This is a genomic window from Rhodococcus sp. 05-2254-5 (assembly GCF_002258575.1).
GTDB lineage: Bacteria > Actinomycetota > Actinomycetes > Mycobacteriales > Mycobacteriaceae > Rhodococcoides > Rhodococcoides fascians.
This window is the reverse complement of sequence record NZ_NOZG01000008.1, coordinates 1-17108: the sequence shown is the minus strand read 5'-3', so window position 1 is coordinate 17108 and position 17108 is coordinate 1. Positions and strand designations below refer to the sequence as shown.

15 protein-coding genes and 1 riboswitch are annotated in these 17108 nt (G+C 64.1%); of the genes, 6 read left to right on the top strand and 9 right to left on the bottom strand.

The genetic code is table 11. The features are described 5' to 3' along the window. Positions 1 to 60 precede the first annotated feature (60 nt). Positions 61 to 1293, top strand: coding sequence for an MFS transporter (locus CH278_RS09195; protein WP_094621745.1), 1233 nt, complete (start codon positions 61 to 63; stop codon positions 1291 to 1293). On the opposite strand, the gene CH278_RS27955 is transcribed toward CH278_RS09195, so the two are convergent. From CH278_RS27955 to lysX, 5 genes are all read right to left on the bottom strand, one after another. After that, positions 1279 to 1779 (bottom strand): DUF4190 domain-containing protein, encoded by a 501-nt coding sequence (locus CH278_RS27955; protein ID WP_094621744.1) that lies wholly within the window; start codon positions 1777 to 1779, stop codon positions 1279 to 1281. The genes CH278_RS09195 and CH278_RS27955 overlap by 15 nt on opposite strands. A 50-nt stretch (positions 1780 to 1829) precedes the next feature. Beyond that, positions 1830 to 2231: a PPOX class F420-dependent oxidoreductase gene (locus CH278_RS09185; protein ID WP_032367602.1), complete on the bottom strand. Its 402-nt coding sequence runs from the start codon at positions 2229 to 2231 to the stop codon at positions 1830 to 1832. A gap of 179 nt (positions 2232 to 2410) precedes the next feature. Then, positions 2411 to 3415 carry a beta-ketoacyl-ACP synthase III gene (locus tag CH278_RS09180; protein ID WP_027494965.1) on the bottom strand — a complete coding sequence of 335 codons (1005 nt, stop codon included), beginning with the start codon at positions 3413 to 3415 and terminating at the stop codon, positions 2411 to 2413. A 100-nt stretch (positions 3416 to 3515) separates the two neighbouring features. Beyond that, positions 3516 to 4412: an alpha/beta fold hydrolase gene (locus CH278_RS09175; protein ID WP_179274541.1), complete on the bottom strand. Its 897-nt coding sequence runs from the start codon at positions 4410 to 4412 to the stop codon at positions 3516 to 3518. A gap of 109 nt (positions 4413 to 4521) precedes the next feature. Next, on the bottom strand, positions 4522 to 7833 hold the full coding sequence (lysX, locus tag CH278_RS09170) for a bifunctional lysylphosphatidylglycerol synthetase/lysine--tRNA ligase LysX (protein WP_094621743.1): 3312 nt from the start codon (positions 7831 to 7833) through the stop codon (positions 4522 to 4524). A 304-nt stretch (positions 7834 to 8137) separates the two neighbouring features. On the opposite strand from lysX, the gene CH278_RS09165 reads away from it, so the two are divergent. Beyond that, positions 8138 to 9109 carry a hypothetical protein gene (locus CH278_RS09165; protein WP_032367600.1) on the top strand — a complete coding sequence of 324 codons (972 nt, stop codon included), beginning with the start codon at positions 8138 to 8140 and terminating at the stop codon, positions 9107 to 9109. On the opposite strand, the gene CH278_RS09160 is transcribed toward CH278_RS09165, so the two are convergent. The 4 genes from CH278_RS09160 to CH278_RS09145 all read right to left on the bottom strand — a co-directional run bounded on the left by CH278_RS09160 (position 9091) and on the right by CH278_RS09145 (position 12787). Beyond that, a complete protein-coding gene (locus tag CH278_RS09160; RefSeq protein ID WP_032407765.1) occupies positions 9091 to 9645 on the bottom strand; it encodes a GNAT family N-acetyltransferase in 555 nt (184 codons plus the stop codon). The genes CH278_RS09165 and CH278_RS09160 overlap by 19 nt on opposite strands. 226 nt (positions 9646 to 9871) lie before the next feature. After that, complete coding sequence (locus CH278_RS09155; protein WP_032373384.1) at positions 9872 to 10291, bottom strand: TIGR03668 family PPOX class F420-dependent oxidoreductase; 420 nt, start codon at positions 10289 to 10291, stop codon at positions 9872 to 9874. Between the two features lie 10 nt (positions 10292 to 10301). After that, entirely contained in the window at positions 10302 to 11657 is a 1356-nt protein-coding gene (locus CH278_RS09150) for a putative bifunctional diguanylate cyclase/phosphodiesterase (RefSeq protein ID WP_052060782.1), read from the bottom strand. Positions 11658 to 11740: 83 nt separating this feature from the next. Continuing rightward, entirely contained in the window at positions 11741 to 12787 is a 1047-nt protein-coding gene (locus CH278_RS09145; protein WP_256991930.1) for a substrate-binding domain-containing protein, read from the bottom strand. A gap of 46 nt (positions 12788 to 12833) precedes the next feature. Between CH278_RS09145 and CH278_RS09140 the strand changes: the two genes are divergently transcribed. From CH278_RS09140 to CH278_RS09125, 4 genes are all read left to right on the top strand, one after another. Continuing rightward, the gene (locus tag CH278_RS09140) at positions 12834 to 14033 is read left to right on the top strand and encodes an MFS transporter (protein ID WP_094621742.1); all 1200 of its coding nucleotides are present in this window, start codon (positions 12834 to 12836) and stop codon (positions 14031 to 14033) included. Next, a riboswitch (cobalamin riboswitch) is annotated at positions 14025 to 14221 on the top strand. Its footprint overlaps the gene before it by 9 nt. Then, entirely contained in the window at positions 14209 to 15237 is a 1029-nt protein-coding gene (locus CH278_RS09135; protein WP_032400908.1) for an ABC transporter substrate-binding protein, read from the top strand. It overlaps the preceding riboswitch by 13 nt. After that, positions 15234 to 16259: a FecCD family ABC transporter permease gene (locus CH278_RS09130; RefSeq protein WP_032373568.1), complete on the top strand. Its 1026-nt coding sequence runs from the start codon at positions 15234 to 15236 to the stop codon at positions 16257 to 16259. Before CH278_RS09135 ends, CH278_RS09130 begins: the two co-directional genes overlap by 4 nt. Next, entirely contained in the window at positions 16256 to 17044 is a 789-nt protein-coding gene (locus CH278_RS09125) for an ABC transporter ATP-binding protein (RefSeq protein ID WP_032389467.1), read from the top strand. The genes CH278_RS09130 and CH278_RS09125 overlap by 4 nt, the downstream gene beginning before the upstream one ends. Positions 17045 to 17108: the final 64 nt, after the last annotated feature.

Genomic DNA, 17108 nt, shown 5'->3' with positions numbered 1-17108 from the left:
ATCGATCGTCGGTCTCTCATGCATTGGACGTATACCGTGAGCGCTTCTAACGTCTTTGACATGACTACGACGCAGCCCGAGGTCCTGGAGTGGGAGGGGCATCCCAAGGGATCGACCGAGTACCGGCGTCTCGTGTTGGCGCTGCTGTTCGCCGGAGTGGCGACGTTCGCGCAGCTCTACTCGGTACAGGGGATTCTGCCGCTGATCGCGTCCAGTCTCGACATCACCCCGTCGCAGTCCTCGCTCGCCGTCGGCCTGGCGACCGTCGGCGTCGCGGTGTCGGTCATTCCGTGGTCGGTCGCGGCCGACCGAATCGGACGCGTTCGAGCGATGACCGCCTCGATACTCGTCGCGACGACACTGGGTTTGCTGGTGCCTCTGTCGCCTTCGCTCGAGGTGCTGCTGGTCCTGCGATTCTTCGAAGGTGCTGCGCTGGGGGGACTTCCGGCCATCGCGATCGCCTATCTCAGCGAGGAGGTGCACCGCAATCACACCGCGTTGGCGGCGGCAACCTACGTGTCCGGTACGACGCTCGGTGGGCTGCTGGGGCGAATAGTTTCAGGACCCGTTGCAGAACAGACCAACTGGCGAATCGGAACCCTGACCGTGTCGGTCATCGCGGCGTTGGCAGCGGGACTGTTCGTGTGGTTGGCACCGCGGCCGCGAACCACCCTCGTGCACAGCAAGATCGGTGACCTACCCGGTCGGTTGTGGGTGAATCTTCGAGAGCCGGGGATGCTGGCGCTGTACGGCCAGGGGTTCCTGCTGATGGGAGGATTCGTCGCGGTCTACAACTTCCTCGGATTCCGGCTCGAGGCAGCACCTTTCGGACTTCCACAGTCTCTGATCAGCCTGATCTTCGTGGCCTACCTCAGTGGCACGGTGTCCTCGCGAGTGGCGGGGAAGTTGGCGACGAAGCACGGCCGGTCGATCGTCCTCGCCGGATCGACCGCCACCATGATCGTCGGAGTCGCACTGACGATGGCGTCGAACCTGGCCGTGATCCTCACCGGGCTGGTGATCTTCACGATGGGATTCTTCGCCGCCCACGCCATCGCGTCGGGATGGACCGGCCAGCGAGCCGTCCACGGACGGGCGCAGGCGACATCGCTGTACAACCTGTTCTATTACGGAGGATCGTCCGTCGTCGGCTGGCACGGCGGAGTGGTCTTTCAGTCACTCGGATGGAACGCCTTGGCGCTGTTCGTCATTGCGTTGGCAGTCATCGCCGGCCTGTGGGCCGCAGCGATGAACGGCCGACTGGCGCAGCAACCGAACTCAATACGTGGATGAATTCGAGGCTGCTATCGCGAAGATGAAAATAGCAGCCACGACGAGGACGAACAGGGCGACCGACACGTAGCCGACGATCAGACCTGCCGTCGCGAATCCTGACCCGCCCTCGCCGGTGCGCTTGATCTGGCCCTTCGCAACGTGGCCACACACCACCGCACACACCGACGCGATCAGCGGGATGAACGTCAGACCCAACACCGCCAACACGAGCGACACGATCGCCAACGTGTTCGTGGCGGGTGCCGGCCGAAAACCCGCTCCGACATACGGGGCCTGACCGTATTGCGGCTGTCCGTACTGGGGTTGTCCGTACTGGGGTTGTCCGTACTGAGGGTTCGGGTATTGAGGATTTTGGTACTGAGGTTGTCCGTGCTGCGGGTTCTGGTAGCTCGTGTTCGGGTCCTGATACGGCGGGTACTGCTGACCCCCGTACGGCTCGTCCTTCTCGAACGCGTCGCTACCTTCACCCTGCGGATTGACCATTGCGGGAGTCTTGCACCTGAATTGGGCCGTCGCAAGCGGCAACGCGACGTCTACGAACCGACCTTGCCCCAGCCCACATACGCGTCGACGGTCACGTAACCGGTCACGCGCGGCTGATCGCGAACCGGATACCGCTCGCCGGTGTAATGCGTCGCGATGCGATCGATATCCACCAGATCCGGGTCGTCCTGCAATTCGATCGAACCGTGCACCGTCACATGCGTATACCAACTGGCCTCGTCCATCACCGAAATCGAGACCTTGGGATTCGCCCGAATGTGCTCCAGCCGCTTACGTGAAGCATCGAAATTGAGCACGATCTTCCCGTCCTCCCACAAATACCACGTGGGCGCGGTGATCGGAGTTCCATCGGCACGAACCACCGCCATGACAGCGGGATTCGCCTTCTTCAGCAACTCGACAGCATCAACGGGCAACGGAGGCTTGGGCATGAACCAACCCTACGACCCGAAAGCTGACTCGGCCAGACCCTCGGCCCACGCTCACCCCCCGCCCGGCCCGAGTCCACTCAACGTGACATTGACTGCCGAAAAGGCCACTGAATGTCACATCGAGTGGACTGCGGATAGGTGGACTGCGGGTGGGTGTGGGCTGCGGACGGGTGGAGTGATTACAGCTTCGGGAGTTTGACGACCTGTCCGGCGTAGGACAGTCCTGCACCGAAGGCGAGGAGCAGCGCTGTGTCGCCTGCTTTGGCTTTTCCGGTGCGCAGTAGTTCTTCCATTGCCAGGGGGATGGACGCCGCGGAGGTGTTGCCGGTTTCGGCGATGTCGTTGGCGACGGCGGTGCCCTCGTCCAGGTTGAGGCTCTTCGCCAGCAGATCGGTGATGCGGCTGTTGGCCTGGTGAGGGATGAAGGCGTGCAGTTCGTCGGTTTTGATGCCGGCGACGTCGAGTACCTTCTGCGCGGCCTTGCCCATCTCGAATGCAGCCCAGCGGAAGACTGAGATTCCGTTCATCCTGATCCAGGGTCGTTCCATGTTGGCTGTCGTGATGTATTCGTACCAGTCCGTGGTCTGCACGATGGCGTCGGACTGCGAGCCGTCGGATCCCCATACGGCGGGTCCGATTTCGGTTTCGTCGCTCTGTCCGACGACGACGGCTCCGGCACCGTCGGCGAAGATGAAGCGGGTGGTGCGGTCGTACGGGTCGGTGGTGACGCTGAGCTGCTCGGCTCCGATGACGAGGACGTACTGCGAGGTTCCGGCCTTGACCAGGTCCGATGCGACGGCGAGTGCGTAGCAGAAGCCTGCGCATCCGGCGCAGATGTCGAACGCGGCCGGTCCTTTGGTGCCGAGTCCGTGGGCAACCTTGGCGGCTGCTTGGGGTGTCAGTTCGAGGTGTGTGGAGGTCGCGACGATGACGGTGTCGACCTGCTCGGCAGAGATGCCGCTGGCTTCGAGTGCTTTTCGGCCTGCCGAGATCGACATCTGGACGACGTTTTCTTCGGGGTCGGCGAATCGGCGGTTCTTGATGCCCGATCGCGTCTGAATCCACTCGTCACTGGAGTCGATGAACTCGCAGATCTCATCGTTGGTGACTATTCGTTCGGGGCGGTGAACGCCCAGACCGAGCATCTTCGACTGTCGACCTTGCGTTGTGCTGATCGCACCCATCTTCAATTTCCTCTCGTGCTACCGCGCCATCGCCGAGCTTCGGCTCGGGTCTTGGGCTACGGGCTCGTCGACACACGTTACGTGCGTCGACGGGAAAGGTTCACACCAGTTCGGTGATGAGCGCCGCGACCTCGGCGGGTTTGTCGATCATGGCGTGGTGATGGGCGGGTATGACGACGGTGAAATCCGCTCGCAAGTATGTGGCCAGCTTGCGCTGGGTCTTGATCCATCTGCGTCCCCACGGGGACGGGCGTCCGGTGTGGGCGGCCGCGACGATAACGGGAACAACGAGTGGCAATCGCTTCCGAAGTCGGTTCAATTCGGCCGCGAGGTCCGGGTAGACGACATCTTCGACGAGTGCAGCCGTGAGATAGGTAGGCCTGCGGTAGATGTCGTCGACCCAGTCGACGACGTCCTTCGGTGTCCCGTCGGGCGGCGTCGCCTGGTTGAGTATCGGTCGGACGCGCGGGCCGACGAGCCGCTGAAGGCCCGTGCGGCTCAGTAGCGTCGACAGGGAATGCGCTGCGCGCACTCGCAGAGCCGCCGGAAGGATGCGGCGGGGGTCGGACTCGGCGCTCGAGTCCAGGAGAAGAACACCACGTATGCGCGACGGGTACAGCCGGGCCACTGCTTCTGCGTAGAAGCCGGCAATCGAGTGACCCGCGACGACGGCCGGCTCGGTGACACCGAGCGCGTCGAGGACGCCGACGATCCTGTCGGCCTCGCCGCGGACGTTGGGAGTGGCGCCATCGGGTAGAGGGTCGCTGAGTCCGAAGCCGGGGCGGTCGAGAACCACGACATGATGGCGGGCGCTCAAGATATCGACGGTGTCGTTCCAGTCGAACCAGTTACTGCCCAGGCCGCCGCAGAGAACGATCGTGGGGCCGGTTCCCCGGACGAACAGATGCAGACGTTGCCCGTCTACTTCGACGTACTGCCCGGGAGGATGTTTCACGGGAAACAATGCCTCGCGCTCAGTTCGGTTCCCGTGATCCATGTTTTCGTCCCCACCATGCATAGCCGACTCAAGGTCTGTTTGAGTCTCCAGTTTCCATCATTCGCCCCGTTTTGCAACTTTCGCGCGAAGGATCGCCTCGGGAGGACCGTCATTGACGCGGTTTGGCCAGCGGAAACGCGAGTGTCTCGCGAATGCTGCCGCCGGTGATGAGCATGACGACGCGGTCGACGCCCATGCCGAGGCCGCCGGTCGGGGGCATCCCGTGCTCGAGCGCCTGCAGGAAGTCCTCGTCCAAGCTCATCGCTTCTTCGTCGCCACCCGCAGCCAGCAACGACTGCTCGGTGAGGCGTCGACGTTGATCGACGGGATCGGTCAGCTCGCTGTAGGCCGTGCCCAGTTCGACCCCCCACGCCACCAGGTCCCACTTTTCGGCGACGCCGGGGATGCTCCGATGCGGTCTCGTCAACGGCGACATCGACGTCGGGAAGTCCTTGTAGAAGGTGGGGAATTCGGTGTAGTCCTCCACCAGGTGCTCGTACATGCCCTGGGCGACGGCACCCGCGTCCCACGACTTCTCGTAGGGGATGGCGTTCTCGTCGCACAGCCGCTGCAGCTCGTCCAGGGGCGTCGACGGCTCGACGGGAACACCCAATTTTTCGGCGACGGCACCGTGCAGTGTCTTGACGGGCCATTCTCCGGAGATGTCGATCTCGATCATCTCGCCGTCCGGGCCGTCGGGACGCAGAATGATTTCGCGGCCGTGCGCTGCCACGGCTGCACGCTGAATCAGTTCGCGGCACAACACCATTGCGCGCTCGTAGTCACTGTGTGCCTCGTACGCCTCGAGGATCGTGAACTCCGGATTGTGCTTGAAGTCCGCTCCCTCGTTGCGGAACACTCGCCCGATCTCGAAGACCTTTTCCATGCCGCCGACGCACAGCCGCTTGAGATAGAGCTCCGGCGCGATGCGCAGATAAAGATCCAGGTTGTAGGCGTTGATGTGGGTGACGAACGGGGCAGCGTTCGCACCGCCGTGTACCTGCTGCAGGATCGGTGTCTCGACCTCCATGTAGCCGCGGTCGCTCAGTGAATCACGAAGCGACTTCACCACATTCGAGCGTGCGATCATCAGCGCGCGCGCATCGCGGTTGATCGCCAGGTCCACGTACCGCTGCCGTACTCGCGCTTCCGGATCGGTCAGACCGCGGTACTTGTCGGGCAGAGGGTGCAGGCATTTGGCGTTCATTCGCCACTCGGTGGCGAGCAGCGACAGCTCACCACGCCTGCTGTATCCGATGGTGCCACTGACTTCGATGAGGTCACCCAGGTCGAAGTCGGCATCGAATTCCTCGATTCTGTCGCCGACGCGTTCGCGGTCGAACAGCACCTGAATATCGGCCGACCAGTCCCGGATGACGGCGAACGACACGCCGCCGTAGTCGCGAATGCGCAGTATTCGACCCGCGATTCGGACGGTCGTGCCCTGGGGCGATGCCGCCGCTTCACCGACGGTGTGCGTCGGGGGATAGGCGAAGGGATAGCCCTCGATGCCGTCACTTTCGAGACGATCGAGTTTGGCCATGCGCACGCGTACCTGGTCGGGACGTTTGCGGCCGGGCACGGTGTCGTCTGCAGGAGTCTCGGGTCCGCTGCCGTCGGGATGAATGTCCTCGGCGTCGACCAACGCTGCGGGCACCGCGACGTGGGACCCGGTGTGCTTCGAGGCGCGCCGAAAAGTCGGCAGAGTCAAGAAGCCTTCGGCGATGGCCGACGCGACACCGACCTTCGGCAGCACCCGATTGTCGGCGAAGCACAGGTAGCGCGGCTCCCATTCCGGCAAGTACTTCACATTCGAGCGATACAGCGCCTCGAGCTGCCACCAGCGCGAGAAGAACACCAATACGCTGCGCCAGATTCGCAGGACCGGACCGGCCCCGATCCGACTGCCCTCCTCGAATGCAGCACGGAACACCGCGAAGTTCAGCGAAATCTTGCTGACACCGAAATGATCTGCGCCGGTGGCAAGTTCGGTCACCATCAACTCGATGACACCGTTCGGCGACGCCGGATCGCGGCGCATCAGGTCCAGCGACGCGCCGGTACGACCCCACGGCACCAGCGACAGAACACCGACTATCTTCTCGCCCTGAACCGCCTGCACCAGAAGACAATCGCCGTCGAGCGGATCGCCCAACCGGCCCAGCGCCATCGAGAAACCACGCTCGGTCTCGGTATCGCGCCACGCATCCGCGCACGCAATGATCTCGTCCATCTCCTCGGCCGAAATATCGCGATGACGACGCACGGTGACCACGACACCCGCTTTACGAGCCCGGTTGACGGCCTGACGCACGGGACGCATCTCGCGTCCATTGAGGTTGAAATCTTTGGTTTTCAGGATTGCTTCGTCGCCGAGTTCGAGAACACTCAGGCCGGCCCGCTTGTAGGCCGTGGCCCCGATCTCGCTGGCCCCCATGACAGCTGGGGTCCAGCCGTACTTCTCGGCCAGGTCGAGCCACTCGGATATCGCATGTGGCCACGCCTCGGGGTTGCCGATCGGGTCACCACTGGCCAGACACACCCCGACCTCGACGCGATACGTCACCGCCGCCTTGCCGCTGGTGGCGAAGATGACGCCCTTGTCGCGGCGGGTCGCGAAGTAACCGAGGGAATCGTCGGCACCCCACTTGTCGAGCAGGCCGCGCAGAGCCGACTCGTCACGCCCGGTCAACGCATTGCTCGACCGTTGCGACCGGAACAACGTGACCACGGCACCGAGCAACGCCAGCGCTCCGAACAGTCCCAACGCCGTATTGACGAAACCGTTCGGCCTACCGTCGAACTGCTCGTTGTCCACCGTCGCCAACGCCGTCACCCTGTTGAACGCCCACAGGAACGTTTGACCCTCCGGCAACGAACCCGGGAACAACGCCACCAACGCCCACCCGACAATCGTCCCGACGGCAGCTCCCAGCACGAGCACCCCGAGCGCCTTCCACACCGCACCACGCCGAACCCGCGTGTAGAACTCCTTGCGCGACGCGATCAGCAGACCTGTCACTACGACATGAACCGCCAACGCAATCCACGAACTGACGTTCTTGTCCTCGATGCCCTCCGCGACATTCGTGATCGCCAACAACACCAAATAGATCGTCAGCAACCACCACGCAATACGCTTCCGACTCGCCAACGCCGCCGCCAACAACCCGACAACGAGAGCCCACGACAAACTCGTATCCGGAGCATCGAAGTAATACGTGTCGACATACTCCCGCGGCGCATGAACCAGATACCGCAAAGTGGGCGACAGACTCCACAGAAACAACGCCGCCGCGAACACACCGAGCACCAGCCCCGCGATATGCGGAACCTCACTCAACCGACCGCGCTGCGGCGGCGAAAACGACCGTGGTGCCGTGGTACCCGACCGATCCGAGGGAACTGCTGTCGCCGTCATGTCTCACTCCCGAAATAAGAACGCACGAGTTGCAAGATAGACGGTATCCCCGCTGAGGTGGGTGGTTTGCCTGTTGCCGCCCCGCCGTCCACTCAATGTGACATTTGGTGGCCTTTCCGGCAGTCAATGGCACATCGAGTGGACTCGCGGCCGGTCACGAGAGCGCGCCTGGCCGTGCTCGAGTCAGAGTGTGGGCGACCCCTCCTGTATGCGTTTGTCCACAGGTATTCGGTTATCCACAGGGCTGTTGATAGTGCGACGTCGGGTGCGATCGGTGTCCGGCCGAGCGTGCAGGATCGTCTGTATGAAGAGGGGCGGCGCACGGGTCGATGCGAGGGTAATTGCGGCCGCATCGGATCGCGGGCTGGTGCGGACTGCTCATCTTCTCGAACTCGGCGTCGCGTCGAAGACGATTGTTCGGCGCACGCTGCCGGACGGTATCTGGTCACGGGCGCTACCTGGCCTGGTGTTCTTGAAGAACCGTTCGCTGACGCCCTTGGAGCGGGCGGTTGCCGCGTCCATCTACTGCGGTCGTGATGGCGTCATCAGTGGTCGGGCCGGGCTGGCGTTGCATGGTCTCGGTACATCCGGCTCGTTCGAGGAGACGTTCGTGCTCATTCCCGAGGCGCAGCACCGCAGGTCCGTGAGCTTCGCCGCGGTGGAACGTACGTGGCGGATGCCAACGGCGGAAAGTAAGTCGGGTCTTCCCGTCGCGCCGGTTGTTCGGTGTTTGTGCGACGCAATTCGCCGCATGAAGAACGCCGAGCAGTGCATGGCGCTCGTTGCCAGTGTCGTTCAGCGGGGTGCCGCAACGATCGAGGCGATCATGAAGGAACTGGACGCCGGCACCACGCGTGGAACCGCGATGCCTCGTCGAGTACTTCGCGAACTGGCCGCCGGCGCGCACTCCGTTGCCGAAGCACACGCGCAGAAGTTGTACGCACGCAGCGGTCTTCCCCCGATGACTCACAATGTCGCGGTACGCGACGAGTCGGGCAGGTTGCTACTGGTGGCCGACAATTGGCTCGACGACGTCGCCCTCGACTGGGAGATCGACTCGCTCGAATATCACCTGTCACCCGCGGCGCACCGCGCCACCGTGGAACGACGGGAGCGCGCTCAGAACGCCGGCATCATTGTCGTGACTCACCTGCCGAGCGATATTCGCGACGATCCGGAACGTGTTCTCTCCGACCTGCGGTCCCGGTACCGACAGGCGCTCGCGCGTCCGCGCCCCCACGTCACCGTCGACCCGTCCTACCGCCGATCGGGCTGATACACCCAAATCATGTGGTCTCCGGTTTCGGCCGCAGCGGCCAAAGCTCGCGGCTCGATCCTGTCGAGGACGAAACCCAGCCGCCGCGGAACGGCTCGACTCCTCGAATTGGCTGCATCACAATGAATTTCGACGCGATCGACGTCGGCGAGTTTCAATGCCTCTTGCGTGAGGGTCGCGGTGGCTTCCGAGATGATGCCGTCACCCTCGGCTGCACTGTCGAGCCAGTACCCGATTTCGATCCCACCCGGTCCGACTCGTCGGTGCAATGCAATCTTCCCCAGGAATGCGCTGGTGGATCGACCGAAAATGCCGTAGTCGTACATTTCGTCGGCGTCCCACAGCTTCCGGCTTTCCGCGATGCGGACGATCTGCGCCGACCTGTCGGCAGCGTCCTCGGTGGCCCAACCGAGCCACGGCAGCAGGCGGACCCGATTTCGCTCGATCGTTTCGGCAATGACGACAGCATCGTCTGCCGTCTCGCGTCGAACCACGAGACGGTCGGTGACAATCCGAACGGGAGGTTTGCTGAGCATTGCGACAGTCTGACTCCCTGCTAGTGCCAATTCCACTGGTTTTCGGTGCCCTCCGACCCACGTGCAGTCCACTCGATGTGCCATTGACGGTCGAAAGGGCCACCGGATGTCACATTGAGTGGTCAGACGGTAGTGGTGTCAGACGGGAGTGGTCAGCCGGGAGTGGTCAGGCGGTAGAGGTCTGGCGGTGGGGTGGGCGATGCTTGGGGGAGAGGAAGTAAAACGATCAGGAAGCGGACCACGATCTCCAGGACAGTTTGTCGATGACGATGACCGGGCCCTCGGGTCGGTTGTTCTTGTATTGGCTGTATTTCGCGACGAGGGTGTCGGTACCGACTGTGCCTTCGGCGCTGCCCGCGTCGACGATGCGGGCGTTGCCGTCGGCGCGGATCCACCAGAGTTGGGACCAGTCGTCGGAGTAGTGGTCGACGATGAGGCTGACGGCGGGGTCGGCGCGAATGTTGTCGAGTCGCTGCAGTTTCTGGGTGGTTTTGGGTTTCCAGTCGATGGCTGTGTAGATGCGGTCGCCGGTGGGTGCGACGGCGTAGACGATGGGGACCAGGTGTGGGGTGCCGTTGGGGTTGATGGTGGAGAGTTGGGCCCGGGGTGCGTCGGTGAAGCGTTGAATTTCGTTGTCTATCTTCACGTTCGGTTCCTCATGCGGATTCGCTGTGGCTGCTGTGTCGGGTGATGTATTGCTCCAGTTCGGCGACGGGCATGGGTCGTCCGAGGAGGTGTCCTTGGCCGAAGGTTACGCCCATGTCGGTGCAGATTCGGAGTTGTTCGGTGGTCTCGATGCCTTCGATGACGGTGTCTTTGCCGAGGGTGGTGGTGACGTCGACGAGGGCGGTGCAGAGGGTGGTCATGGCGCGGCGTCGGTGGAGGTTGGTGCTGTCGAGGTGTTGGGTGAGGGATCTGTCGATTTTGAGGATGTCGACGGGGAGGGTGGCGAGTCGTTCGAGGGAGGAGAAGCCGGAGCCGAAGTCGTCGATGGCGATGAGGACGCCGTGGCGTTGGACGTCGCGGAGTTGGTAGTGCACGGCGTCGAGGTCGTGCAGCGTCTGCGATTCGGCGAGTTCGAGTGCGAGTCGACCGCGTTCGATGCCGTGGGTGTCGACGATGTCGATGACGTCGGTGGCCAGGGTTCCTGCGGCGAAGTGTGCGGGGCTGACGTTGACACCGACCTGGAGCATGATCGCGCGGGATTGCCAGTCGGCGATGGTTGCCGCGACGTCGGTGAGAATCCACATGCTCAGGGGGATTATCAGGTCGTTGTCTTCGGCGAGGGGGATGAAGGCGTCGGGCATCAGGAGTCCGAGCTCGGGGTGGTTCCAGCGAACGAGGGCTTCGGCTCCGACCACGGCTCCGGTCGCGAGTTCGACGATGGGTTGGTAGACCATGGTGAGCTCGCGCGCGGTCATGGCGACTCCGCGCAGTCGTTCGAGGAGCTCGAGCCGAGTGCGGTTGGTGTGGTGCAGCTCGTCGGTGAAGATGTGATGCCGGTTGCGGCCGGTGGCTTTGGCGGCGTGCATCGCGGCGGTGGCGTTGTGCACCAGCTGGGTGGCGCGATCGGTGCTGCCGGTGGTGGACGCGACACCGACGCTGGCGGTAAGGGTGAGTTGACGGCCGCCGAGCTCGAAGGGGGGCTCGAAGATGCTGGCGAATCCCGCGGCCATTGCTCGGGCTGCCAGGGAATGGCAGCCGTAGGCGACGATGACGAATTCGTCCCCGGTGAGTCGGCCGATGGTGTCGCCGGGTCGGGTCGATGCGGTGAGTCGGTCGGCGACCATGCACAGCAGCTCGTCGCCCTGGGCCGGTCCGAGCGCGTCGTTGAATTCACGGAAGCCGTCGATGTCGACGAGGAGGACGCTGAAGTGCTGGTCAGGGCCTAGGTCGACCAGCGCGGCAGTGATGGTGGCCAGAATCTCGTCCCGGTTCGCAAGCCCGGTGAGGGCGTCGAGCGTCGGGTTGGGGTCGGCACGGCGGAGCGGCGTGTCGTGTTCTCGACTCACAGTGCCCCCTCGTAGCCGGACGGCCACCGGCGATACTAGCCGAAGAGTTTGCTTAACGCCTATAAACGGGGAGTGCGCCCTTTTTACTGGCCCTCACGCAGCGTGCCCGTCGACCCTCGCGTCTCGATGTTCCACACCGCCGCGTTGACGACGTCGCTGAGACCGAGCACCCATCGGGCCGCCGCTCGGCCCTGGTCGAACAACGATTGCGCGACGGTGGTCAAGTGGGCCGCCGCCGCTGCAGAGGAGTCGTCCCATCCGGTCAGCGCGACGTGGCCGGGAATGTCGATACCGGCACCCGTCGCCGCGTCGAGTGCGCCGAAGGCGAGTTCGTCGCTCATCGCGAATATCACATCGACGACGTTGTCGCGCAACAACAGTCGCGCTGCCCGTGCGCCCTCTTCGCGCGAATTGTGGGTGGTGAACAGCGTCGGCACCGTCGACCACTCGATTCCTCGACGCACGCACGCATCGCGGTAGCCCTCGAGTCGTGCGCGGGTCACCGGCATCGAGATGCCCGACGCGTCGGCGCCGTGCACCACCGTCGATTCGCGTCGCGAATCGGGTCGTAGCGCAACGATCGCGGGCCGACGTCGATTGCGCAGAGCAATGGTGGCGATCGCGTCGGCTGCAGCGCGGTCGTCGATTCCGATGGAGTTCAATCCCGGATGCTGGGGCCCGCCCTGGACGCAGGTGGGTCGACCGGTGCCGACGAGCACGTCGAGGACGGGGTCGTCGACGCCGGTGGTCCAGACGACGTAGCCGTCGACCTGCGCGTCGCGAATTCTCGCAATATCGCTGTCGCGGTGCAGGTTCGGCAACATCACCAGCGCGGTGTCGGCGTCGAGACACGCGTCGGCGATGCCCGAGAGGAACCGTCGGGCCTGGGGATCCTCGAAGGCGTAGGTGAGTTTTTCACCCAGGACGACGCCGATGCTGTTGTGCTTTCCGCTGCGGAGCGAGCGTGCCGCACGGTTGGGACCTGCGTATCCGAGGGCCGCCGCCGCAGCGTGGACGCGGTCTCGGGTGGCAGGCGAGACGCGGTCGGGTTGGTTGTAGGTGTACGAGACGCTCATGGTGGAGACTCCCGCGGACGCCGCGACGTCGGCCATCGTCACCCGATTGTTCACGGGGCCACCTTAGCGTGCGTCGACGATCTGTGTAACGATACACACCATGTCGTCGCCCCTCCCCAAGCTGCTGGTCCTCGGTGCAGCCGCCTTCATCTATGTCACGGCCGAAACGTTGCCCGTGGGCCTGCTTCCGGAGATCTCCGGCGATCTCGGCGTCGGCGAATCCGCAGTCGGTCTGCTGCTGACCTTCTACGCATACGGCGTCGCCGTCATGACCATGCCGTTGATCAGGTTCGTACGCGACTGGCCGCGGCGACGGGTCGTCGTCATCACCGTTGCAGCACTGGCCTTTTCGCAACTGCTCTCTGCGGTGTCCGTCGGGTACCCGATGCTGGTGCTGTCGAGGATGCTGTGCGCGGCCACCCACGGAGTCTTCTGGGCCGTGGTCGCACCCGTCGCGGCGTCACTCGCACTTCCCGGTAAGCAAGGAAAAGCGATCGCCACGGTGTACGCCGGCACCTCGTTGGCGTTGGTCGCCGGTAATCCGATCACCGCGGCCATGGGTCAGTGGTTCGGGTGGCGCACTGCTGCAACGATTCTCGGTGTCGTCGCCGCCGCTATCGCGGTGGCGCTCTACTTCGTCCTCCCCGCACTACCGGTCACCCGGGCAGCTGCGGGCAACAAGAAATCACCGCGGGTGCTCGACGGCACCCTGGCGATCCTGTGTGGAGTGACGTTCCTGGCCGTCCTCGGCCATTTCGCCGCGTACACGTACTTCTCGCTCATCGTCGATCGCGCAATCGGTTCGGCCGGAACCACTCTGACGCTGATGTTGATGCTCTACGGTTTGTTCGGGGTCGTCGGTATCTGGGTGATCGGCAGAACGTACGACCGTTGGCCGCGGCCCTCCACCATCGCAGCTCTGGGTGCCGTCGCGGCTGCGACGGCGATCCTGTGGGGCACCCTCAGCGCAGCACCGGGCAGCCTGGCCGTCCTTGCTGTCGGGGCGATCGCGTTGTGGGGTCTGGCATTCACCACACTGCCGGTCTGCATCCAGTCCGCCGTGGTTCGGGCCGCCCCTGCCGACGCCGACAAGGCGTCGGCGATCTACGTCGTCGCCTTCCAACTGGCCATTGCCACCGGGGCCCTGGTGGGAGGCGTCGTCGTCGACGCCAGGGGTATCGGGGCGGTGACCGCTGCGGCGACGATCCTGGTGGCTGTGGCACTCACCGTCGTAGTGGTCGCGCGCAGAGCCTTTCCGAGCTGGTATCCGTCGGTACCGGTCTCGACGCCGGCGCACTGACCTCTCGGCGCTCTCGCGCGATAGGGTCAGCACGCGACGAACGAGGGAATCCGGTGCAATTCCGGAGCTGGCGCGCAACGGTGACGGGTGAGAGCTCGAAGTCCGAATGCTCGGACGTCGTGATCGAACCCCACCCGCGGCTCCGCGACACGAGCCCCAAGCAGGAAGCTCTTCGATGCGTACCTCTCTCGCCGCGCTAGGCGCTGTCTCCATCCTTCTGGTCTCCGGTTGTTCGACCGCGTCGACCCCCGACGCGTCCACCGTCACCTCCGGGAACTATCCCCTGACCATCGAGAACTGCGGACGCGACGTCGTCGTCGACGCACCACCGCAACGCGCGGTGTCGTTGAACCAGAGCTCGACGGAAATACTGCTCTCGCTCGGCCTCGCAGACCGGATGGTGGGCACCGCCACCTGGACCGACCCGGTCCGCTCGAACCTCGAATCCGAGAACGCCAGGGTGCCGAGGCTCGCAGACAACAAGCCATCGCTCGAGGTCGTGTTGGATACCGAGCCCGACTTCGTGACCGCGTCCTTCGGCGGCACCCTCGGACCCGGGGGAGTCGCAGATCGGAGCAGGTTCGAGCAACTCGGCGTCCCGAACTACCTCTCGCCCACCGACTGTCAGGGCAAGACGGACGAGAGCGTCAATTCCGACGGTGCTCGCACGGAGCCGCTGGTGATCGACACCGTCTATCGGGAGATTCGTGATCTCGCGGCGGTCTTCGACGTACGAGACCGTGGCGAGCGCCTGGTCGCCGAACTGCAGGATCGGTTCGAGAAGGCCTCCGGTTCGGTCGACGCGTCAGGTGTGTCGTTGGCCTACTGGTTCGCCGACACCGATACGCCGTACATGGCCGGTTGCTGCGGATCGTCGGGCATCATCACCGACTCCGTCGGCGCCGAGAACATCTATGCCGACACCACCGACGAATGGCCACAGGTCAATTGGGAGAGTGTGCTCGATCGCAACCCGACTGCACTGGTGCTCGCAGATCTGAGTCGACGCAGTATCGCCGGGGACGCCCTGGACAGCAAAATCGGCTTCCTGGAGTCGAATTCGGTCACGAGCCGAATGCCCGCCGTCGAGAACAAGCGGTACATCGTCGTCAACGGTGCCGATCTGAACCCGTCCATTCGGACGATCGACGGTGTCGAGAAAGTTGCGGCCGCCCTGCAGGATTGGGGAATGGCGTCGCGATGAGCCGCACCGATCGCGGGGTGCTCGTCCCACTACTGCTCGCAGGATCGGCGTTGTTGGTGCTCTCGATCGGCGTCGCCGTCACCATCGGACCCGCGAACGTGTCGGTGCCCGACGTGTATCGAGTGATACTGACGCACATGGGTATCGGGAGTTCGGGAGTCGGTCGCATCCAGGACGGAATCGTCTGGGAGCTGCGCCTGCCCCGGACCTTGCTGGCCGCCGTGTGCGGCGCGGGTCTCGCGCTGTGCGGGGCGATCATGCAATCACTGCTGCGTAACCCCCTCGCCGATCCCTTCGTCCTGGGCATTTCGTCCGGTGCATCCACCGGAGCGGTCCTCGTCGCGGTTCTCGGCGTCGGCGGTGGCGCTTTGTCCTTGTCCACAGGGGCATTCGCCGGTGCGCTGCTCTCGTTCGTCCTGGTGATGCTGCTGGCCGCAGGCGCAGGCGGCGGAAACGACCGCGTGGTGCTGGCCGGGGTCGCGGGGACGCAGCTGTTCTCGGCCTTGACGTCGTTCATCGTCATTTCCTCGGCCGACGCCGAACAGACACGCGGCGTGCTGTTCTGGCTTCTCGGATCGCTGAGCGGTGCCGACTGGACGGACGTGGTGCTGTGCGGATCGGTTGCGCTGCTCGGAATGGTGGTGTGTCTGTTCAACACCTCGGCCCTCGACGCCTTCACATTCGGGCACGACGCGGCCGCGTCCCTCGGTGTTCCGGTCAAGTGGGTGCGAATCCTGTTGTTGGTCATCACCGCACTGATCACGGCCTCGCTCGTCAGCGCCGCCGGAGCCATCGGGTTCGTGGGTCTCGTTCTGCCGCACGCCGCCCGTTTTCTCGTCGGCGCACGGCATCGACGACTGCTGCCGACGACGGTGGTCATCGGCGCGATCTTCATGGTGTGGGTCGACACCATCGCCCGAACGCTGTTCGCGCCGCAGGAAATACCCGTCGGAGTGGTGACCGCACTCATCGGCGTGCCGGCATTCGCGCTCATTCTGTTTCGACTCAGGAGATCCCGATGACGTTGCACGTCAACAACATCCAGTGGACCCGCGGTGGGAACCCGATTCTCGACGACATCAGCTTCGCACCGGAACCGGGCGAGACCATCGGGCTCATCGGCCCCAACGGCTCCGGCAAATCGTCGCTACTGCGCATCCTCGCCGGTATCGTGGCACCCGACAGCGGCGACGTGCTGCTCGACGGAAAGAACCTGCGCACCCAACGTCGTCGCAGCATCGCCCGCCGCGTAGCGATGGTCGACCAACACTCCGACACCGACGTCGACATCACCGTCCGCGACGTCGTACGCCTGGGCCGCATCCCACACCACGGCATCCTCGGCGGAGACACAGCCGCCGACGACGCCGCGATCGAACAGGCACTCACCGACACCGCCATGGCGTCGAAAGCCACCCGACGCTGGCACACCCTCTCCGGTGGAGAGCGCCAACGCGCCCAGATCGCACGGGCCCTCGCTCAACAACCCACCGAACTACTGCTCGACGAGCCGACCAACCACCTCGACATCCAACACCAACTCGACATCCTCACCCTCGTCGCAGGACTACCCCTGAGCAGTTACATCGCCCTCCACGACCTCAACCTCGCCGCCATGTTCTGCAACCGCATCATCGTCCTGAACAACGGCAGCATCGTGGCATCGGGAACCCCACACGAAGTGATCACCGAACACCTGGTGCGCGAGGTGTACAACGTGCACGCCAGCGTCTCGCATACTGACGACTACCCCCAGGTTACCTATCGCCGCCCCCGACCGACCGCCCCCGGAGTCCACTCGATGTGACATTGACCCCCGAAAAGGCCACTAGATGTCACATTGAGTACCGGGGGGAAGGGGCGAACTGGGG

Excerpts from the sequence above, each read along its gene's own strand:
- CH278_RS09125 (WP_032389467.1), top strand. The coding sequence starts at position 16,256 with ATGACGTTGCACGTCAACAACATCCAGTGGACCCGCGGTGGGAACCCG.
- CH278_RS09185 (WP_032367602.1), bottom strand. The coding sequence starts at position 2,231 with ATGCCCAAGCCTCCGTTGCCCGTTGATGCTGTCGAGTTGCTGAAGAAG.
- CH278_RS27955 (WP_094621744.1), bottom strand. The coding sequence starts at position 1,779 with ATGGTCAATCCGCAGGGTGAAGGTAGCGACGCGTTCGAGAAGGACGAG.
- CH278_RS09165 (WP_032367600.1), top strand. The coding sequence starts at position 8,138 with ATGAAGAGGGGCGGCGCACGGGTCGATGCGAGGGTAATTGCGGCCGCA.
- CH278_RS09180 (WP_027494965.1), bottom strand. The coding sequence starts at position 3,415 with ATGGGTGCGATCAGCACAACGCAAGGTCGACAGTCGAAGATGCTCGGT.
- CH278_RS09175 (WP_179274541.1), bottom strand. The coding sequence starts at position 4,412 with ATGGATCACGGGAACCGAACTGAGCGCGAGGCATTGTTTCCCGTGAAA.
- CH278_RS09160 (WP_032407765.1), bottom strand. The coding sequence starts at position 9,645 with ATGCTCAGCAAACCTCCCGTTCGGATTGTCACCGACCGTCTCGTGGTT.
- CH278_RS09135 (WP_032400908.1), top strand. The coding sequence starts at position 14,209 with ATGCGTACCTCTCTCGCCGCGCTAGGCGCTGTCTCCATCCTTCTGGTC.
- CH278_RS09130 (WP_032373568.1), top strand. The coding sequence starts at position 15,234 with ATGAGCCGCACCGATCGCGGGGTGCTCGTCCCACTACTGCTCGCAGGA.
- CH278_RS09140 (WP_094621742.1), top strand. The coding sequence starts at position 12,834 with ATGTCGTCGCCCCTCCCCAAGCTGCTGGTCCTCGGTGCAGCCGCCTTC.
- CH278_RS09195 (WP_094621745.1), top strand. The coding sequence starts at position 61 with ATGACTACGACGCAGCCCGAGGTCCTGGAGTGGGAGGGGCATCCCAAG.
- lysX (WP_094621743.1), bottom strand. The coding sequence starts at position 7,833 with ATGACGGCGACAGCAGTTCCCTCGGATCGGTCGGGTACCACGGCACCA.